Annotated in this window: 19 protein-coding genes; 10 read left to right on the forward strand and 9 right to left on the reverse strand. The window is 69.7% G+C overall.

Annotated elements, in window-relative coordinates:
• Positions 1-16: 16 nt before the first annotated feature.
• On the reverse strand, positions 17-790 hold the full coding sequence (locus tag GDJ08_RS12365) for a lytic transglycosylase domain-containing protein (RefSeq protein ID WP_153164950.1): 774 nt from the start codon (positions 788-790) through the stop codon (positions 17-19).
• A 496-nt stretch (positions 791-1286) separates the two neighbouring features.
• Here GDJ08_RS12365 and GDJ08_RS12370 point away from each other — a divergent pair, with 496 nt between their 5' ends.
• Positions 1287-2888, forward strand: coding sequence for an EAL domain-containing protein (locus tag GDJ08_RS12370; RefSeq protein ID WP_017355660.1), 1602 nt, complete (start codon positions 1287-1289; stop codon positions 2886-2888).
• A 13-nt stretch (positions 2889-2901) separates the two neighbouring features.
• On the opposite strand, the gene GDJ08_RS12375 is transcribed toward GDJ08_RS12370, so the two are convergent.
• The 3 genes from GDJ08_RS12375 to GDJ08_RS12385 are packed head-to-tail and all read right to left on the reverse strand — an operon-like array spanning position 2902 to position 6329.
• Entirely contained in the window at positions 2902-3882 is a 981-nt protein-coding gene (locus tag GDJ08_RS12375; protein ID WP_484600338.1) for a polysaccharide deacetylase family protein, read from the reverse strand.
• Between the two features lie 57 nt (positions 3883-3939).
• Entirely contained in the window at positions 3940-5139 is a 1200-nt protein-coding gene (locus tag GDJ08_RS12380; protein WP_153164951.1) for an MFS transporter, read from the reverse strand.
• Entirely contained in the window at positions 5136-6329 is a 1194-nt protein-coding gene (locus GDJ08_RS12385; protein WP_153164952.1) for a serine hydrolase domain-containing protein, read from the reverse strand. Before GDJ08_RS12385 ends, GDJ08_RS12380 begins: the two co-directional genes overlap by 4 nt.
• Positions 6330-6549: 220 nt before the next feature.
• Here GDJ08_RS12385 and GDJ08_RS12390 point away from each other — a divergent pair, with 220 nt between their 5' ends.
• Together GDJ08_RS12390 and GDJ08_RS12395 are read left to right on the forward strand one after the other, a co-directional pair.
• Positions 6550-7452: a LysR family transcriptional regulator gene (locus tag GDJ08_RS12390; protein WP_153164953.1), complete on the forward strand. Its 903-nt coding sequence runs from the start codon at positions 6550-6552 to the stop codon at positions 7450-7452.
• A 175-nt stretch (positions 7453-7627) separates the two neighbouring features.
• Positions 7628-9238, forward strand: coding sequence for an ATP-binding cassette domain-containing protein (locus tag GDJ08_RS12395; protein WP_153164954.1), 1611 nt, complete (start codon positions 7628-7630; stop codon positions 9236-9238).
• 12 nt (positions 9239-9250) lie between these two features.
• Here the strand turns inward: GDJ08_RS12395 and GDJ08_RS12400 are convergent, their stop codons facing one another.
• On the reverse strand, positions 9251-10582 hold the full coding sequence (locus GDJ08_RS12400; RefSeq protein ID WP_153164955.1) for a GTP-binding protein: 1332 nt from the start codon (positions 10580-10582) through the stop codon (positions 9251-9253).
• A gap of 67 nt (positions 10583-10649) precedes the next feature.
• On the opposite strand from GDJ08_RS12400, the gene GDJ08_RS12405 reads away from it, so the two are divergent.
• The gene (locus tag GDJ08_RS12405) at positions 10650-11021 is read left to right on the forward strand and encodes a MerC family mercury resistance protein (protein ID WP_153164956.1); all 372 of its coding nucleotides are present in this window, start codon (positions 10650-10652) and stop codon (positions 11019-11021) included.
• A 48-nt stretch (positions 11022-11069) separates the two neighbouring features.
• Here the strand turns inward: GDJ08_RS12405 and GDJ08_RS20225 are convergent, their stop codons facing one another.
• On the reverse strand, positions 11070-11393 hold the full coding sequence (locus GDJ08_RS20225) for a hypothetical protein (RefSeq protein ID WP_229296516.1): 324 nt from the start codon (positions 11391-11393) through the stop codon (positions 11070-11072).
• Between the two features lie 139 nt (positions 11394-11532).
• Between GDJ08_RS20225 and GDJ08_RS12415 the strand changes: the two genes are divergently transcribed.
• Entirely contained in the window at positions 11533-11970 is a 438-nt protein-coding gene (locus GDJ08_RS12415) for a hypothetical protein (RefSeq protein ID WP_423669435.1), read from the forward strand.
• Between the two features lie 196 nt (positions 11971-12166).
• Here the strand turns inward: GDJ08_RS12415 and GDJ08_RS12420 are convergent, their stop codons facing one another.
• Entirely contained in the window at positions 12167-12736 is a 570-nt protein-coding gene (locus tag GDJ08_RS12420) for an REP-associated tyrosine transposase (RefSeq protein WP_136003489.1), read from the reverse strand.
• A gap of 127 nt (positions 12737-12863) precedes the next feature.
• Between GDJ08_RS12420 and GDJ08_RS12425 the strand changes: the two genes are divergently transcribed.
• Positions 12864-13316, forward strand: coding sequence for a hypothetical protein (locus GDJ08_RS12425; RefSeq protein ID WP_136003487.1), 453 nt, complete (start codon positions 12864-12866; stop codon positions 13314-13316).
• On the opposite strand, the gene GDJ08_RS12430 is transcribed toward GDJ08_RS12425, so the two are convergent.
• Positions 13304-14164, reverse strand: coding sequence for a hypothetical protein (locus GDJ08_RS12430; protein ID WP_136003485.1), 861 nt, complete (start codon positions 14162-14164; stop codon positions 13304-13306). The two genes, GDJ08_RS12425 and GDJ08_RS12430, sit on opposite strands and share 13 nt — an antisense overlap.
• Before the next feature lie 129 nt (positions 14165-14293).
• On the opposite strand from GDJ08_RS12430, the gene GDJ08_RS12435 reads away from it, so the two are divergent.
• Positions 14294-15166 (forward strand): class I SAM-dependent methyltransferase, encoded by an 873-nt coding sequence (locus tag GDJ08_RS12435; RefSeq protein ID WP_153164958.1) that lies wholly within the window; start codon positions 14294-14296, stop codon positions 15164-15166.
• Positions 15167-15178: 12 nt separating this feature from the next.
• Here the strand turns inward: GDJ08_RS12435 and GDJ08_RS12440 are convergent, their stop codons facing one another.
• Positions 15179-15697 carry a hypothetical protein gene (locus GDJ08_RS12440; RefSeq protein WP_165699802.1) on the reverse strand — a complete coding sequence of 173 codons (519 nt, stop codon included), beginning with the start codon at positions 15695-15697 and terminating at the stop codon, positions 15179-15181.
• 212 nt (positions 15698-15909) lie between these two features.
• Between GDJ08_RS12440 and GDJ08_RS12445 the strand changes: the two genes are divergently transcribed.
• The 3 genes from GDJ08_RS12445 (at position 15910) to GDJ08_RS12455 (ending at position 17101) form a co-directional block, all read left to right on the forward strand.
• Positions 15910-16101, forward strand: a complete 192-nt coding sequence (locus GDJ08_RS12445; RefSeq protein WP_136003482.1) for a hypothetical protein — start codon at positions 15910-15912, stop codon at positions 16099-16101.
• 170 nt (positions 16102-16271) lie between these two features.
• Positions 16272-16673, forward strand: coding sequence for a PAAR domain-containing protein (locus tag GDJ08_RS12450; RefSeq protein WP_229296518.1), 402 nt, complete (start codon positions 16272-16274; stop codon positions 16671-16673).
• Positions 16670-17101 carry a DUF4123 domain-containing protein gene (locus GDJ08_RS12455; protein ID WP_153164959.1) on the forward strand — a complete coding sequence of 144 codons (432 nt, stop codon included), beginning with the start codon at positions 16670-16672 and terminating at the stop codon, positions 17099-17101. Before GDJ08_RS12450 ends, GDJ08_RS12455 begins: the two co-directional genes overlap by 4 nt.
• Positions 17102-17162 lie beyond the last annotated feature (61 nt).

The raw sequence follows: 17162 nt of genomic DNA on the forward strand, positions 1-17162 counted from the left end.
CGCGCGGCTCGCCAGCCTACTTCGCCGGCGTTTCCACGCGGAACCCCATTGCCTCGCGGTACCGCACATACAGCGCGCTGACCTTCTCCACGTAGGCCAGCGTCTCGGCGTAGGGCGGCACGCCCTTGTAACGCGTCACTGCACCGATGCCCGCGTTGTAGGCCGCAGCGGCCAGCACGCGGTCGCCGTTGTAGCGGCGCAGCAGCGTCTTCATGTAGCGCGCGCCGCCGTTGATCGACTGCTCGGCCGACAGTGGATCGGCCACGCCGAACTCGGTGGCCGTATCGGGCATCAGCTGCATCACGCCCTGCGCCCCCTTGGGTGATACCGCGCCGGCATCGAAACCACTCTCGGCGTGCGCGATCGCCCGCAGCCACGCATCGTCCACCCCGGTGGCTTTCGCGGCGGCCTTGAACTGCCTGGCATGCCGGTTCAACTGCGGCGCACCGACCTTGCCCAGCCCTTCATGCGCGGGCTCGCCCGGCGGCGTGGCAACGGTGAACTTCAGGAACACCCGCGAGCCGGGCAGATTGCGGGTCGAGTAGACCCGCGTGCCGTCCTGCTCGCGCTCATACAGGGTGCCGCTGAAGACCCCCATGTTTCCCCACAGGTTGGGGGTCTGCACCGCGTTGTCGTCGATCTGCCGCGGGGTGCATGTCGACCCCGGCTCGGGCGCGGTGGCCAGGCTCACCGTATTGCCCTGCACGCAGCGATACACCGTGCGCGCGCCTGCAACGCCGGGCATCAGCAACAGCAGCGCAACCAGCGCGGCGGGCAGGGACAGGTTCATGGGCTCGGTGCGGGGCACGTCAGTCGTGCGGCGCGATCATCCGGCCACGGCTGCGAACCGAAGGTGAATGCCGGTCCCGGCATCAGGGCAGGCCCGCGCAGCGTCACGCCGGGCGCGAAGACCGCCTCACCAAGGACAGCATCGCCGGTGATCAGGGAGACCGGCACGATGGGCGGGCCGGCCAGGCTGATGGTCCTGCCCGAGCCCCGGAACAGGCCGGTACCGATGGCGGTCGGGTGCCGATGCCGTTGGAGAGGCTGCGCCGGCGGTGTTCTGACCCTCGAAGACGGCCCGCGCGGCCGCCCGCCCGGATCAGGTGCGAGGTGCCCGCGGTGGCCGCAGTGCGCGCGGCTGTCGGGTTTCACCCGCTTCTGCCGTGGCGGAGACCCGCCTGGGCCTTGTCCGACCACGAACGCGGGGTTTTCCTGTTCCTTTCCGTGCGCGCAGGTGGTGAGATAGGGCTTCCAGGCCACGGGCCGGCTGGCACGAGGTCTGCTTGAACCGCACCCGGAACATCGCCGTCACCGTGCTGTTCGCCCTGCTGGGCGCGCTCGTGCCGATGGCCACCCTGCTCTATTTCAACGTCAATCGCGCCAACGATGCCGCGCGGGATCGGCTGCAGTTCACGGCCGAACGGACCCTGCTGCGCGCCCACCGCGCCTACGAAGCCGGGCTGACCGCTCTCCGCCAGGCCAATGCCAGCACGCTCGAACCCTGCTCGGCGGCCCACCTGCAACTCATGCGCGGCCTGGTGATCAATACCGTCTCGGCCGAGCAGATGGGCTATTTCCAGGACGACCGGCTGATCTGCACCTCCTGGGGGCCGATGGAGGCGCCGATCCGCCGCCCCGAGCCGGACCACCTCACCGCCGACGGCGTGGGCATCAAGCTCGACGTGCGCCCGCTGGCCGGCAATGGCGTGCCGCTGCTGGCCCTGTACTACGGCCGCTACGACATCCTGATGAACCCCGAACGGCTGGTTGACGTCATCACCGACCCGGACGTACGCCTGGCCGTGGCCAGCCCGGACGGACGCCTGATCGCCCATCAGCCGATCGCCGATCCGCAGCTGATGCTCGATCTGCTGCGCGCGCCACGCAGCGGCATGGATGCACGCACCCTGTTTGCCACCGCCCAGGACCAGCAGTGGCTGGCCATCGCCACGGCGCCACGCACCCCTCTGGTGGCCAGCATCCGCCCGCTGCTCTGGCAGTTCGCCCCGGCCGGCGCGCTTGGCGCTGCCGCCGCGATCGCCCTGGCGGTGTGGCTGTCGCGCCGACGTCTGTCGCTGCGCGCCGAGCTGGCCACGGCGGTCCGGCGACGCGAGTTCTTCATGCACTACCAGCCCATCATCGAGCTGGACACCGGCATCTGCATCGGTGCCGAATCACTGGTGCGCTGGCAGCGGCCCGACGGCAGCCTGGTGCGCCCGGACCTGTTCATCCCGCTGGCCGAGGACACCGGCCTGATCGAGGCGCTGACCGACCAGGTGATGGACAACGTCATCGCCGACATGCGCGACCTGCTGGTACAGGACCGCAGCGCCCACATCGCGATCAATCTCGCCGCCGAGGACGTCAGCAGCGGCCGCGCACTGAAGGTGCTGACGCAGAAGCTGCAGGGGACGGGCATCCATCCCCAGCAGATCTGGCTGGAGGCCACCGAACGCGGCTTCATCGACATCCAGCGCGCCCGCAACAGCCTGGCCGCCACGCGCCGCGCCGGGCACTGCGTGGCCATCGACGACTTCGGCGTCGGCTATTCCAGCCTGCAGTACCTGCAGCAGTTGCCGCTGGATGCCTTGAAGATCGACAAGTCCTTCATCGATGCCATCGGCACCGACAGCGCCACCAGCCCGGTCACCTCGCACATCATCGACATGGCGAAAACGCTGGGCCTGTTCACCGTGGCCGAGGGGGTGGAAACACCTGCCCAGCTCGCCTACCTGCAATCGCGCCAGGTCGAGTTCGGTCAGGGCTGGCTGTTCTCCAAACCGCTGCCACCGGAGGCCTTCGCCGCCTTCCATTGGCAGCGCAAGGAACAGTACGGCAAGGCCCGCGAGAACATGCAGAACCCAAACCACAGCATCACCGACTAGGCCACTGCCGGGCTCAGTCGGCGTCCACTCCGGCCAACGCCTGCACCCAGCGCGGTACCACCGGTTCACCGGCATGGAACGTGCGCGGCACGTGATCGGCCATCGCCCATCGATGGATCCAACTGATGCCACTGTCGCCGTTGTAGCCATCGGCGTGCTGGTAGGCCGGGTCCTGCAGGGCCTGCTCCAGCGAAATGAAGCGGTAGCCACGGCGCTGCGTGGCCGCCACCAGGTCCTCGAACGTTGCCGCGTTCAGCGCATTGGCGTGCATCAACCACACCTGTGCCGGCAGGCGGCCGAGCAGCTGCTGCGACTGCGCTTCGTAGTAGTCCAGCTTGTTCAGCATGTAGGGGATGTAGCCGCGGCGCAGCTGCGCCAGCCGCGCCTCGCGTTCGGCCGGCGGCAGGTCGCTGACCCGCACCGTGTCGTAGGCGAACGCCCAGACCCATTCGCTGTTGTCCACCGTCACAGGAGCGATGCGGTACCCGTGCTCCTGCAGGAACGCCGCCAGCGCGTCGCGCTGTGCCGGCGAGCGGCCGGCGCGCAGGTACGGATGGCGGAACCAGCGCAGCGACTGCCCGCGCTCGGCCAGCAGCGGCCGCAGCGTGTCTTCGCCGCGCAGGATGTCCTGCGTATACGCTGGCAGGCCCACCGCGTGCAGATCGACGTGACCCCAGGTGTGGTTGCCCAGCTCGGCACCGGCGTCGAGCCAGTCGCGCAGCATCTGCACGCGCGCCGGCACTACCTCGCCCTGCTCGACCAGCTTGCCCGCGTTGACGAAGCCCACCACCGGGATGCCCGTGGCGTTGAGCGCGGCCATCAACTGCGCGTGCCGCTCGGCCAGCTCCGGTTCGGCACGTGTGTCCAGCCGCTGCCACGGCAGGTCGTCGATCGTCATCGCGATGCGACGGTCCGGCGTGGCCGCCTGCGCCAGGCCGGCCATGCACAGCAGCGCCAGCCCCCATCCACTACATAAACCTCGCTGCACCTGCATCTCCTCCCGGTCGATGCCGACCAGCATACCGGTGCGCGATCGCCCGCTCCGCAGGCGTCACGGCAGCACCGGCTGCCAGGCGCGTGGCTGTCGCAGCACCACCGCCAACGCCGCCACCAGCACCGCCAACAGCGCCACCGGCAGCCAGCGTTCGCCCACCGTCTCCAGCATCACGCCACCGGCCACCCCACCCAGCGCGATCGCCAGGTTCCAACCGGTCACCACGAACGACTGCGCGATGTCGGCCGCCTCACCGGCGCGCCGCGCCACTGCCGTCTGGAACTGCGTCGCCACGCCGCCGAAGGCCAGCCCCCACACCACCGTGGCGGCCACCAGCACCGCCGGCGAACCTGGCCAGCAGGCCAGCGCCAGGGCGGCCACGATGAAGCCCAGCGTGCTCGCCACCACCAGCAGGCCAAGGCCGCGATCCACCCACACGCCGGTGATCCAGATCCCCACCAGCGACGCCACGCCGAACACCAGCAGCAGCCGGTCCAGCCAACCGGCCGCGCCGGCCAACGCTGCGAACGGCTCGATGTAGGTGTACAGCACGTTGTGCGCCAGCACGAACAGGAACATCGCCAGCAGCGCCGTGCGCAGCCCCGGCAGCCTCAGCACCGTCAGCAGCGGCTGGCGGGCAGCCGCACCGGGCGCCGACAGCGCGGGCAGCGTCAGCCGTGCCCACACCAGCAGCGCCACGCTGATCAGCGACATCACCCCGAACGCCCAGCGCCAGCCGATGGTCTGCCCCAGCAACGTCCCGGCAGGAATGCCGAGCGACAGCGCCAGCGGCGTGCCCACCATCGCCACCGCGATCGCGCGGCCCTGCAGCGACGGCACCACCATGCGGCTCGCATAGCCGGCCACCAGCGACCACAACAGACCGGCACTGATCCCGGCCACGAAGCGCGCCACCAGCATGACCGTGTAGTCGTGGGTCAGCGCGGTAAGCGTGTTGACCACGGCGAAGCCGGCAATCGCAGCCAGCAGCAGCGGGCGACGCGGGAGCCGCCGGGTCAATGCGGTCATCGGCAGCGCCGCCAGCAGCGAGCCCAATGCGTACACGGTGACGAGCTGTCCGACCAGCGCCCGGCTCACGCCCAGGTCGACACTCATCGGCGACAGCAGACCGGCCGGCAGTGCCTCGGTCAGAATCGTCACAAAGCCCGCGCAGGCCAGGGCCAGCAGGCCCCCCAGCGGCAGCCGCGTGACTGCGGTCGCTGCCACGCCCTGACAGGCCTCGGCCGGCGCGCTCATGGCGCCACCGCCACGGCGCAGTCGGCATACACCGCGTCGCGCAGGCGATCCACGAAGGCGCCGTGCATGCCTTCGTACAGCGTATTGGTCAGTGCGACCACGCTCAGCCCGCAGGCCGGATCGACGAACCAGCTGTGCCCATACGCACCGCCCCAGCGCCAGCTGCCGTCGGCCTGCGGCGTGGCTGCCGCGATCCGGTCGCGCAGCACCGCAACGCCCAGCCCGAAGCCCCAGCCTGGCGGGTCCGGCGGGCCCTGCTCACCCACCTGTGCGCGCGTCATCTCCGCCACGTGCGTGGCCGCAAGCCAATCGCGGTGCGCTTCGCCGCGCAGCGCCTCCAGCAGCCGCATCACATCATCGGCCGTGCCGACCATGCCGCCACCGGCCGAGGCAAATGCCAGCGGATCGCTGGCACGGGCGAGGCTGTAGGCGATGCCGACCGTGCCGTCGAACACCGGCACCACCTCGCCTTCGCGCAGGCGGCGCGGCCGTGGCTGATCGCTGACATAGGGCGTGGCCAGCCGCGTCGGCGTGTCCGTATGAAAGCCGGTGTCGTGCATGTCCAACGGCGCGGTGACCTGCACACGGACAATCTCGGCCAGCGGCAGGCCGGTTGCCGCCTCCAGCATCGCCCCGGCCACATCCACCCCGAGCGAGTAGTGCCAGCCGTGGCCCGGCGCGAACGCAAGGGGTACCTGCGCGATCCGGCGTACGTTCTCCTGCAGGCTATGGGCGCATGCATCCATGCCATCGCTGACCCCGGCCATCGCCAGCGGCCCGTCGGCATCGGTTTCCAGGAAACGGTATCCCAGACCCGCGCTGTGACTGAGCAGATGGCGCAACGTCAGCGCCGGTCGGGTGCCATCGGCCAGCGCCGGGCGGAAGTCGGGCAGCAGCGCATGGGCCGGCGTGTCCAGCGACAGCACGCCCCTCGCCACCAGGCGCAGGGCTGCGGCCGTCACGATCGGCTTGCTGACCGAGGCCAGGCGGAACTGCGTCCCGCGCGACATCGGCCGCTGCTGCTCACGATCCGCCCAGCCCGTGGCATCGGCGTGCAGCAGCTGGCCGTGCCGGCGTACCAGCACCACCGCACCCACCAGGCGCGCGTCGTGGTGCTGCTGGCGCAGCAGGGCATCCACGGCAGGCAGCCGGGGCGTAGCGGAAAGGGCGTCAGGGGAGGAGACGGTCATCGGGGCAGTGCCAGTGGAATCGGAGCGCCACGGTAGGCGCTGCCCGCAGCGGCAAAAAGCCCGGTAACGCTCCGCACATTCCGGACAGTTTGTTCCGCAATTGCATAACACCCAGTCCCCGCAAGGGTTTCCCGCCCCCCGGCCGGCGCGCCACTGCTGTCGGCCGCCCCCCCACCCCCCCGCACTCGCTACAGTGCGGCTTTCCGCCCGTGTCCCGCCCATGTCAGCCTTGGACAATCTGGGCAACCTGCAGACCTTCGTGCAGGTTGCCGACACCCGCAGCTTCGTCGAGACCGGCCGCCTGCAGGGCATCACCGCCTCGGCCGCCGGCAAGAGCGTCACCCGCCTGGAGCAGGCGCTGGGGGTGCGCCTGTTTCACCGCAGCACGCGCAGCATCACCCTGACCGCCGAAGGCGAGCGCTTCCTGGTGCGCTGCCGTCGCATCCTCGACGAGCGCGACGCCGCCCGCACCGAGCTGGCCGATCAGACCGCCGCGCCGGTCGGCGTGCTGCGGCTTGGCCTGCCGCTGGTGGGCGACCTGTCGCTGCCGATCCTCACCGAATTCATGGCCGCCTATCCCGGCATCCGGCTCGAGCTGGACTTCGATGACCGCCTAGTGGATGTCGTCGAAGAAGGGTTCGACGCCGTGCTGCGCGTCGGCGACCCCGGCGACTCGCGCCTCAGCGCGCGCCGACTGGGCGTGTTCCCGCGCTACCTGGTCGCCGCACCGGAGTATCTGGCGTGCCGTGGCACCCCGCGCACCGCGGCCGATCTGCGTCAGCACGACTGCCTGCACTACCGCTTCCCGAGCACCGGCAAACTGGAGCCGTGGCCCGTGCCAGTCGCCCCCGGCCAGCCCCCGCTGGACCTGCCGGTGTCGATGGTGAGCAACACCATCGAAGCACGCCTGGCATTCGCCCTGGCAGGGCGCGGCATCGCCTACCTTCCCGAGCACTCCGCGCGCGACGCACTCGCCGACGGCCGCCTGCAGCGGGTGCTGGCCGACCAGATCCATGCCTGCGGCACCTTCTACCTGCTCTGGCCATCGGGCCGGCACGTGCTACCCAAACTGCGCGTCTTCATCGATTTCGTCAGCGCCCGCCTCACCGGCGTGGACTGCTGAGCAGCGCGCGTTCATCGCTGGCCACCGGTGCCTCCGTATACTGGGTTCGCGACAGCCAGTCGCCTGAGTTGCCGAGGTATGCCCGCATGCGCCATTGATGCCGCCGTCGTCTGACGGCCTGTCTCCTCACCACCCTGCCCGGCAGGGAGGAGTTCACGGCATCTATGGAGGTCGCATGACCGCATTCGCCCTTACGCTCGACCGCGTGGCAGTTACGCTGCCCGACGGCCGTGCGCTGTTTTCCGATCTTTCGCTTTCCTTCAACACCACGCCGACCGGCCTGGTCGGGCGCAACGGTGTCGGTAAAAGTGTGCTCGCGCGTCTGCTCAGCGGCGAGCTGGCCCCCACCGCCGGACGCATCCAGCGCCACGGCCACGTACAGCGGCTGGCGCAGCTCAGCGGCGTTCCGTGTGGTCGCATCGTCGACCTTGCCGGTGTCGGGCCGGTGTTCGACGCACTGGCCCGCATCGAGGCGGGCAGTGTCGATCCCGAGGATTTCGCCTGCGTCGGCGAACGTTGGGACCTGCGCGACCGGTTGCAGGCGCAGTGGCATCGCCTCGGCCTGCCCGCGCTCGATCCGCTGCGCCCGGCCGCCACGCTGAGCGGCGGCCAGGTCATGCAGGTGGCACTGTCCGGTACCTTCCTGTCCAACGCCGACGCGCTGGTGCTCGACGAGCCCAGCAACCACCTCGACGCCTGGCACCGCGATCGGCTGCTGGACGCAATGGCGGACTGGCGCGGCGGTCTCATCGTCATCAGCCACGACCGTACCGTGCTGCAACGCATGCAGCGCATCGTCGAACTCTCGCCTACCGGGCTGCGCAGCTACGGCGGCGATTACGCCCATTACACCGCGCGGAAGCACGACGAACGCAAGGCCGCCGAGGCGCTGCTCGAGCTGCGCAAGCGTGAGCGCCGCCAGCAGCACGAGGTCCTGCGCGAGCAGCGCGAGCGGCAGGCGCACCGGCAATCGCGCGCGCAGCGCGACGCACGCACCGCCAACCAGGCCCCCATCCTGCTTGGCGGCATGAAGAACCGCAGCGAACACAGTGCCGGCCGCCTGCAGATGCAGCAGGCGGAACGGCGCGCCGCACTGGACGCGCGCGTGGACGCGGCTGCCGTCGACGTCGAACGGGAGGCCGCCATCGCAATGCTGCCCCCGGTGCTCGACGATCCCGGCCCGCAACGCGTGGCCAACCTCGTAGCCGCCGGGCTGCCGTGGGTCGCGCCACCGTGGCACACCCTCGACCTCACAGTGCAACGCGGCCAGCGCATCGGCGTGAGCGGCCGCAACGGCAGTGGCAAATCCACGCTGCTGCGTCTGCTGGCCGGCACTGTCGCGCCCTGCAGCGGCCGCGCGGACGTCTCTGCGCGAACGGCCCTGCTCGATCAGTCGCTGTCCGCGCTGCCGGCGCATGACAGTGCCCTGTCATGGCTGCAGCGCGCGCACCCCGGCGAGGATCAGGGCAGCCTGCGCACGCGCCTGGCCCTGCTTGGGCTGGATGCCGGACGCAGCCTGCGGCCGCTGCATGCGCTCAGCGGCGGCGAACGGCTGAAGGCGGCGCTGGCCGCCCTGCTGTACGCCGAGCACCCGCCACAGCTGCTGCTGTTGGACGAGCCCGGCAACCATCTCGACCTGCCCTCACTGGCGGCGCTGGAGCACATGCTCAACCAGTATCCCGGCACGCTGATCGTGGTCTCGCACGATCCCGATCTGCTCGACGCGCTGCACCTGACCCATCGGCTCGACGCCGGCGACCACGGCTGGGTCTTGCATGCCCGCTGACCGCTACCGTGGCTACTGGCGCGCCCAGGCAGGGAACGCGTCGGGCAGCACCTGCCACAGCAGCGGCCCGGCACGCATCTCGTCATCGTTGAGCAGGCACGCATCCAGTTCGGCGCGCACCGCGGCCGCATCCATCGCCACCCCGATCACCGCCAGCTCCTGGCGGCGGTCGCCCCACCACGGGTGCCACAGCCTGCGCATCGCCTGGTACTCGCCCGGGTCACCCACCTCGTCCACTGCGGGCATCGGCGCTGTCCAGCATGCCATCTGCTGGCGCGCCCACCCCACGTCGGTGTAGGGCACCGGCGTGGGCGGCAACACCGGCGCCGTGCCCTCCAGCCCGGCCGCCACGCGCTCCCGCGCGGCGTACCAGAAGCCAGCGGCCTGGGTCTGCATGGCCGGACCGACGCCGGAGAGCTCACCCACCCAGTCCATCCGATTAGCCAGCCAGAAGAAACCCTTGCTGCGGATGACGCTGCCCAGCCCATGCTCCAGCACCCGCGCGAAACGCTGCGGGTGGAACGGTCGCCGCGCGCGGTACACGAAGCTGGTGATGTCGTACTCCTCGGTCTCCGGTGTATGCCCGCCGCGCAGCGCCTGCATCCAGCCCGGTGCCAGCTGCGCACGCACGAAGTCGAAGCGTCGCGTGTCCAGCAGTTCATGCAACGGCACGTCCCCCCGCGACGCGAGCAGCAACCGCGCGTCGCGGTTCATCGCGCGCAGCACTGCCAGTGTCGATTGCAGCGTGTCGTCATCGGTGAGGTCGCATTTGCTCACCACGATCACATTGGCGAACTCCACCTGCTCGGCCAGCAGCGTAACCACGCCACGTGCATCGTCCTCCCCGACCTGCTGGCCGCGGTCTGCCAGGCGGTCGGTCGAGCCGAAGTCGCGCAGGAACTGCTGCCCGTCCACCACCGTCACCAGCGTGTCCAGCCGGGCGATGTCGTTGAGGCAGAACCCGTCTGCATCGCGCACCTGGAAGGTGGCGGCCACCGGCATCGGTTCGGCGATGCCGGTCGACTCGATCAGCAGGTAGTCATAGCACCCCGCAGCAGCCAGCCGCTTCACTTCCTGCAGCAGGTCATCGCGCAACGTGCAGCAGATGCAGCCATTGCTGAACTCCACCAGCGTCTCTTCGGTGCGGCTCAGCGCCGCCCCGCCGTCGCGCACCAGCTGCGCATCGATGTTGATCTCGCTCATGTCGTTGACGATCACCGCCACGCGCCGTCCCTCGCGGTTGCGCAGGATCTGATTGAGCAGCGTGGTCTTGCCGGCGCCAAGGAAGCCGGACAGCACCGTCACCGGCAGGCGTGAATCAGGGGAAGGACGGGAGGCAGTCATGGCAGGGCAGGCAGCAAGGAGAACTGAAATGTTACTATATAACATTAAAAAACCAAGGCCCCCCGCCATGAAGCGATCCTCCGCCCTGCTCGATGCCGGTGCCCTCGCCCTCTCCGGCCTGTGTCTCCTGCACTGCCTGGCCCTGCCGTTGCTGGCCGCCACCCTTCCGTTGATGGGGGTATGGGCCGAGGCCGAGTGGGTGCACGCGCTGTTCGTGGCCATCGCCGTCCCGCTGACCGGTGTGGCCCTGTGGCGCGCGCACCGTCAGCGGCCCCTACCTGCGGCAGCGCTGATCAGCGCCGCCGCAGGCCTGCTGTTGCTGCTCGCCGGCGCACTCGGCTGGCCCACGCACGACAGCGAAACGCCCCTGACCGTCGCCGGCAGCGTCCTGCTGGCCAGTACCCATGTCTGGAACGCGTGGCGGCGGCACCGACACTGACCTCCGGCACGCCGCCTGTGGCAGCGCGGTCTACCGCACGCGCATGGCTCAGCGCATCACCATCATGCCGGCGATGAACACCACCAGCGGCGCGGCACTCACCACCGCGCCCACGATGCCCAGCCACGGCCACCGCTCCTGGCGGACGCGCGCGCCCACCGTGGCCATCAGGCCGATCACCGCCGCGGCCAGCACACCGATGGCCGCCCCCGTGGTGCCTTCCCCCGTGGCGGCGGCACTGCCCAGGTGTGCCGCCACGTAACCGGCTGCACCGCCAAGCGGCAATCCAAGGAAACTGGCCAACCCCAACCACGGCGCGCGTGCGGTCCGCGCTGGACGCGGCGCGGTAGTCAACGATGGTTCGGAGCTCACTCGCGTTCTCCCAGGGCGAGCCTCCACGCTACACCACCTGTCGGCGTCGCAGCCACCCTTGCCGCCCGCACGGCGCACGGCCTGCACGGCGTCTTTGCACGCTCGTCCTAGAATGCTGCAAGGCCTACAGGGAACCGCCATGCGTCACTCTCTCCGCCCGTCCATCTACAGCGTGATGCTCCTCGCCGCGCTGCCGCTCACGGCGTGCCGAAACGGCACCAACAGCGCCAACGTGTTTTCCGCCGATCCCATGCTCGGCTGCTACGCCACCCACCCGCGCAAGCCGGCGGAGTTTCGCATCGAGCAGCAGCAGGGCCGCTACTACGTATCCTTCCAGCGCGACGATCAATGGCACCGTGAGCCGACGCCTCTGCAGGAATCCACACGCGCCGATATCGCGCGGTTCTTCAAGGACGACGCCGACCAGATCGGCAAGGCACTGGTCAGCCCCCGCGGCGGCTTTGGCCTGTTCAAGTTCAATGCCGGCGCCACCCTCAAAGGCAAGGCATTGGACAGCGACTACATGGGCCTGCTGCTGATCGGCGCCGGCCCCATTTATCCGGTCGCATGCCCCTGAGCGTCCCCTGCCGCCCCGGTTAGCGGCCCAGCGCCAGCGGTTCCGCCCCCCGGTTGTGCGGAACCCTGGCGCTCCCCACCTGGCGTCATGGCTTCGCCGGGTGCCCGCCCATGTGGCGTGTCGTCGACTCCCCAGCCGTCACGCCCCTGCATCGCCGCCACCTGCACGGCCCCCACCGGCATTCCCTGCCCATACTTCAGCATCCCCTTGCATCCTCCTGATCCATCCCACTGGCCGCGTCTTCGTCCAGGGCGCTGCCCGTTCCCGGTTCCCGGCACTCCCCAAACCCCGCCACCGGCCGCCCGACGCCCCGATGGATTGAACTGAGCGGCCACTGCCGGGCATCGCGGACATGCCCGTGCTTGACCGGGTTCTCATGCACGTACGCCACATGACGCGCCAGATCCGCATCGTCCAGGATGCGATGCTCGCGGAACCCGCTGTGCCAGAGCGGACGCACCTGCCGGTCACGGCGCAGGACGGCGCGAGGCGGGTTGCCCGGCAGGTGCCGGTCGAACACGGCCTGGATCTGGCTCCAGCGTTGATGCCCTTCGGTGTCCCCTTCCGGCAGCGTCCAAACGCCGTGCAGGTGATCGGGCAGCACGACGATGGCGTTGATGCGGAACGGGCGCACCACCCGCGCAATCCGGAACGCCAGCCGCAGGTAGGTGGCGTGCTCCACCAGCAGTTGGCTGTGACCATCACGCAGGTGCGCACTGAAGAAGTACGTGGCACCGGGCGACCAAGGGCGGGTAGGCGGGGACATGCGGCCAGTGTGCGAATCCCACCACGCCGGTGCGATCAGGGGATGCCGCAGCTCGCACCGGGAATGCGCCGCACCAACGCGTCAGGGACTTGCCTACACTTGACCTCTGCCTCCCTTCGGTCACGCCATGCGCCGCCCCCCACTTCTGCTGGTCTCCCTGATCCTGCTGCTCGGTGCCTGCCGTGATGGCCACAGCACCGGCCAGGGCCGGCTGATCGGCTGCTATGCCGACACCTCCCGTGCCAAGGAATCAGTGAAGGTCGTGCGCGAGAACGGGGCCTATGTCATGTCGTTCCGCGAGGGCCAGCCCTGGCGGCGCGTCGATACCCCGCTGGGCACCGCCCTCGACGCCCAGATCGCCACCCGGTTCAGCCCGGAAGATGCGGCCGGCATCGATGACATTCTGCTGACGCCCGATGGCCTCAACGGAGTTGCGCTGCTCAAGCCGGATGCCACATTCCAGGGCCAGGCCAGCGCAGGAAACCCGGTCGTGATCGAACGCGGCCGTCCGCGGCTGATGGTAAAGAAACGGTGCCAGTGGCTGTTCGCGCGCGGGCACTATCTCCGTCACGGCGGTTGATGGCCGGCGGCGCATTCCGCCTGCGCGGCAAGCAGCAGGCGTGAGGTCATGTGCCGGTAGGAGGTGCTCTCCAGCCGCTCGGCGGCGGCCGAGGCCGGCGGCAGCACCCGGGCGATGGCCTCGGTCAGCGGCACCGACCAGTTCAGGCGCGGCGTGTCCGAAGGCCCCCCCATCTGCCACGGCAACATGCGCACCTTCTGCGACGTGGACTGCACCACCGACGCCGTCCCGTCGTCGTAGCGGATCGTCATGCGCAGTGAGGGGGCATCATCGGTCCAGCCATAGGCATCGCTGTAGTAGGCAAGCAACTGCGCGCGCAACGCATCACCGCCCAGCGCCGCGCCCATGCGTTTGCGGAGGTCCGCCGCGCTGCAGCCCGGAGAGGCCATGTCCCGCGGCACCACGTCCTCGATCAGGGCGTCCGGACGCAGCCGTCGCGCGGCCATGTCCACCGCACGTTGCCGGGACCACACCGGTGCCGCCGCCGCACGCAGCACTTCGGCCACACGCTGCGGCGGTACCGTGCCGGTGGTGACCGTCGCGGGGCCGCCGCGCCACGTCACTTCGGAGGTACGTTCAAAGACACGATGCCCGGCGCCCTGCTGCAGGCGATGCACCTCCTCGACGTCCTCGAAGGGGCCTTGTACGAACGTGATCTCGATGCTCGCCACCTCGTGCAGGCGTACTGGCGGCCCCACATCGTCCGGCTGCCCACAGCCGGTCAGGCTCAGCAGCACGGCCAGCATCACGCCGGCTGCCACCCCCTCGCCCGCCCGGGAATGCCAAGGAAATCGGGACTGCTCGATGGCTGCGTTCATGGTCCGCCCGGAGGTTAGCGCTCGTGCCATGCCTGGGCGTTCCACCCACATGGTGCGCTCCGATTGTAGACCGGCCATCCTGCGGCAGCGCATCCCGGTCACACGGCCCGGCCGCGTTCTCGGGTACGATGCCCACCCCTTGACTGCCCTGTCGCCCGGCTGCCCCGCAGCACCGGCGCCCCCGATCCCGTGCCCCATTACACCGGCCCCCTGCTGACCCGCCCGCTCGCCGATGCCCTGCTCCGCGCCCGCGATGCCGGCACAGGCGAATGGAGCGGCTCGCTGGATCTCGGCCGCAGCACCGGCACCGCCATTCTCGGGGCCGACCGCTGGCGCTGGCACGGCCAGTTCTACGCCTACCCCGGCAAGACCAAGGACCGCACGCTCTACTACTGGGATGGCGAGGACTTCGCGCCGATCTCGCGCTTCGGCTCAGCGCTCATCAAACTGGTGCCCACCGACTGGGACGCGCCCACCTTCGAGATCGACGGCATCAAGATGCTGCCCAGCGCGCAGGTGTCGCCGTTCGAGGATGCCCGGCGCAAGGTCGCGCTGATCGCCCCGGCGGGCAAAACGGTGCTGGACACCTGCGGCGGGCTCGGCTACTTCGCTGCCTGCTGCCTGGAAGGCGGTGTCACCCGCCTTATCTCGTTCGAGAAGAATGCCGATGTGCTGTGGCTTCGCACGCTGAACCCGTGGTCGCCGGATCCGGAGGCCGCCAGCAGCGGCGGCCGCCTGTCGCTGACCCATGCCGATGTATCGCAGGCCATCGAAACGCTGGAAACCGCCTCCGTCGACGCCATCCTGCACGACCCGCCGCGCTTCGGCATCGCCGGTGAACTGTACTCCCAGGTGTTCTACGACCAGCTCGCCCGGGTGATCCGCAAGGGCGGCCGCATGTTCCACTACACCGGCGCACCCAACAGACTCACCAGCGGCCGCGATGTGCCGCGCGAAGTGGCCAAGCGCCTGGAGAAGGCCGGCTTCAAGGCCGAGCTTGCGCTGGATGGCGTGTTGGCGATCAAGCGCTGAACGCGGGCGCATTCACCGCCTGAAGCTGAAACTCCCGAGACCGCGCGACCAGCGCGCCTGGCCCGCCACGCTTGCCGCGCTGGAGCAGAACTGCCCCCGCCATTCGCCGCGGCCAACGCGGCGCTCCAACCGGTGCGTGGTGGCGTGGCTGCGATGCGCACCATGTTCACGGAACAGCAGCTGGAACTGGCGCCGCTCGAAAACCCCGCCCAACAGCCCGCCGCTGATCTCCGCACGCTGCCGATGGCTGCCGGTGTAGTTGCGCACGCTGCCATCGGCATGCACGTCGCGCACGCGCTCGGCGATTCCCTCCACCCGCCCACGGCGCTGGGACAGCATCACCAGATACGTCACATCCATGCCAGGCGTCTCGCTCGCGAGCGAGCTCTGCTGACGGGTGGTCATGGTCCATACGCCGGAGATATCCGGCACGCGCGTGGCAGCCAAGACCCCCAGGCCCACCATGCCACCGGCCGCAACGCAGCCCAGCATCGGCCCCGCCCACGACGACCACCACATCGATGCATCCACACCTGTACTCCCAACCGGTTCTCGGTGGCGATTGTTGGAAATGCCGTACGCGATGACCATAGGATCGGTTGCAACTGCCTGGCCCCACGACGCCGGCACGCTACTGCACCCGTCGCAACGGTGCGCAGCGCGCATGCGGAACTGAGACGCCATTCCGTGCGAACACGCGCCCCGCGCTGGCAGGCTGGCGCTCCGTCCTTCAGGAGCCTCCGATGCCCTCGCCCGATCACGATTGGCTGCTCGCTTTCGACGAGGAGCTGTGGCGCGTCTACGCGCTGGATCACCACATCGCCGGGCTCGACACGGTGCTGCTCGCCCGCTACGCCCATCTGAGCGGTGCGCAGGCGGCGCGTCAGTTTGCGGCCGACCACGCGGTCGTACCCGTCGATGCCTGCGCGAAGTGACGCATGCAGCCTCATCCACAGACATCGACGCTGCCCACACATGTCGCGTTCAACCCGTTTCCGCACGCACTGCGTGACGCACTGTGCAGGACCGTTGCAGAACGGCACGTCGCCAGCGGCCAGCGTGCTAGAAGACTCCCCCGCGTCCAACCCAGGGTATGCATATGCGAATGCTCATCGTCGTGGGCGACCGCACCAGTAGCGGCGGCCGTGTCATCACCGGTTCGCCCTTCACCGACATCGAGGGCAAGCCCCTCGCCCGCATCAACGACTACGCCACCTGCCCCGCGCATGGCGGTGCCTTTCCGATCGTTTCCGGGGACACCACCCTCATCATCGATGGCCAGCCGGTGGCACGCGAGGGTGATCGTCTGGCCTGTGGCTGCAGCCTGACCGCCGGGCAGCAGCACCTGGTCCATGTCGACGATGGCCCTGCCGCGACCACTGCCGTGGCGAAGGCACCGGCGGCATTTAACGCACCCGCGCGCCCGCAGCAGACCACCCCCATCTGCGAGCGCTGCCTGCGGAGTGCCGGCGAGCGGGGCACGGCCTTTCTGTCGCGTGCCGCATGATCGCCTACGTGATCCTCGACGCCGCCGTGCGCCCCGACACGCCCGAGGCGTTGTTGCGCTTTGCCCCCCCGGCCAGCTACCGCTCACTGTTCCTGGGCACTCCCGATGCGACGGCCTCCACCTCCGGGCCGTGGCTGCTCGCACCCGCCGATGCGCCGCAGCTCGCACAGTGGTTGGCCGAGGTAGAGCGCCAGCACCCCAACGGCATCACCCTGTTGACCAGCATGCGCCCCTTCGAGACGGTGTTCGCGCACCTGCAGAGGCTGCTCACGCTGCGCCTCCCCGGCGGCGGTGCGGGCCTGCTGCGCTACTACGACCCGCGCGTGATGGAGCAGCTGCACCGGGTGCTCACCGCCGAGCAACGGCATGCCCTGTTTGCGCCGTTCACCGGCTGGCGCACCTGCCGCGGGCAATACCTGCCGGAGTGAGGGAGCGCGCACGTGCACACCGGGTGCGGCAGAATGGACCCACCATCTGCGCGCCAAGGAA

Origin of the sequence: Stenotrophomonas nematodicola, assembly GCF_009467805.1 — a bacterium.
GTDB classification, from domain to species: domain Bacteria; phylum Pseudomonadota; class Gammaproteobacteria; order Xanthomonadales; family Xanthomonadaceae; genus Stenotrophomonas; species Stenotrophomonas nematodicola.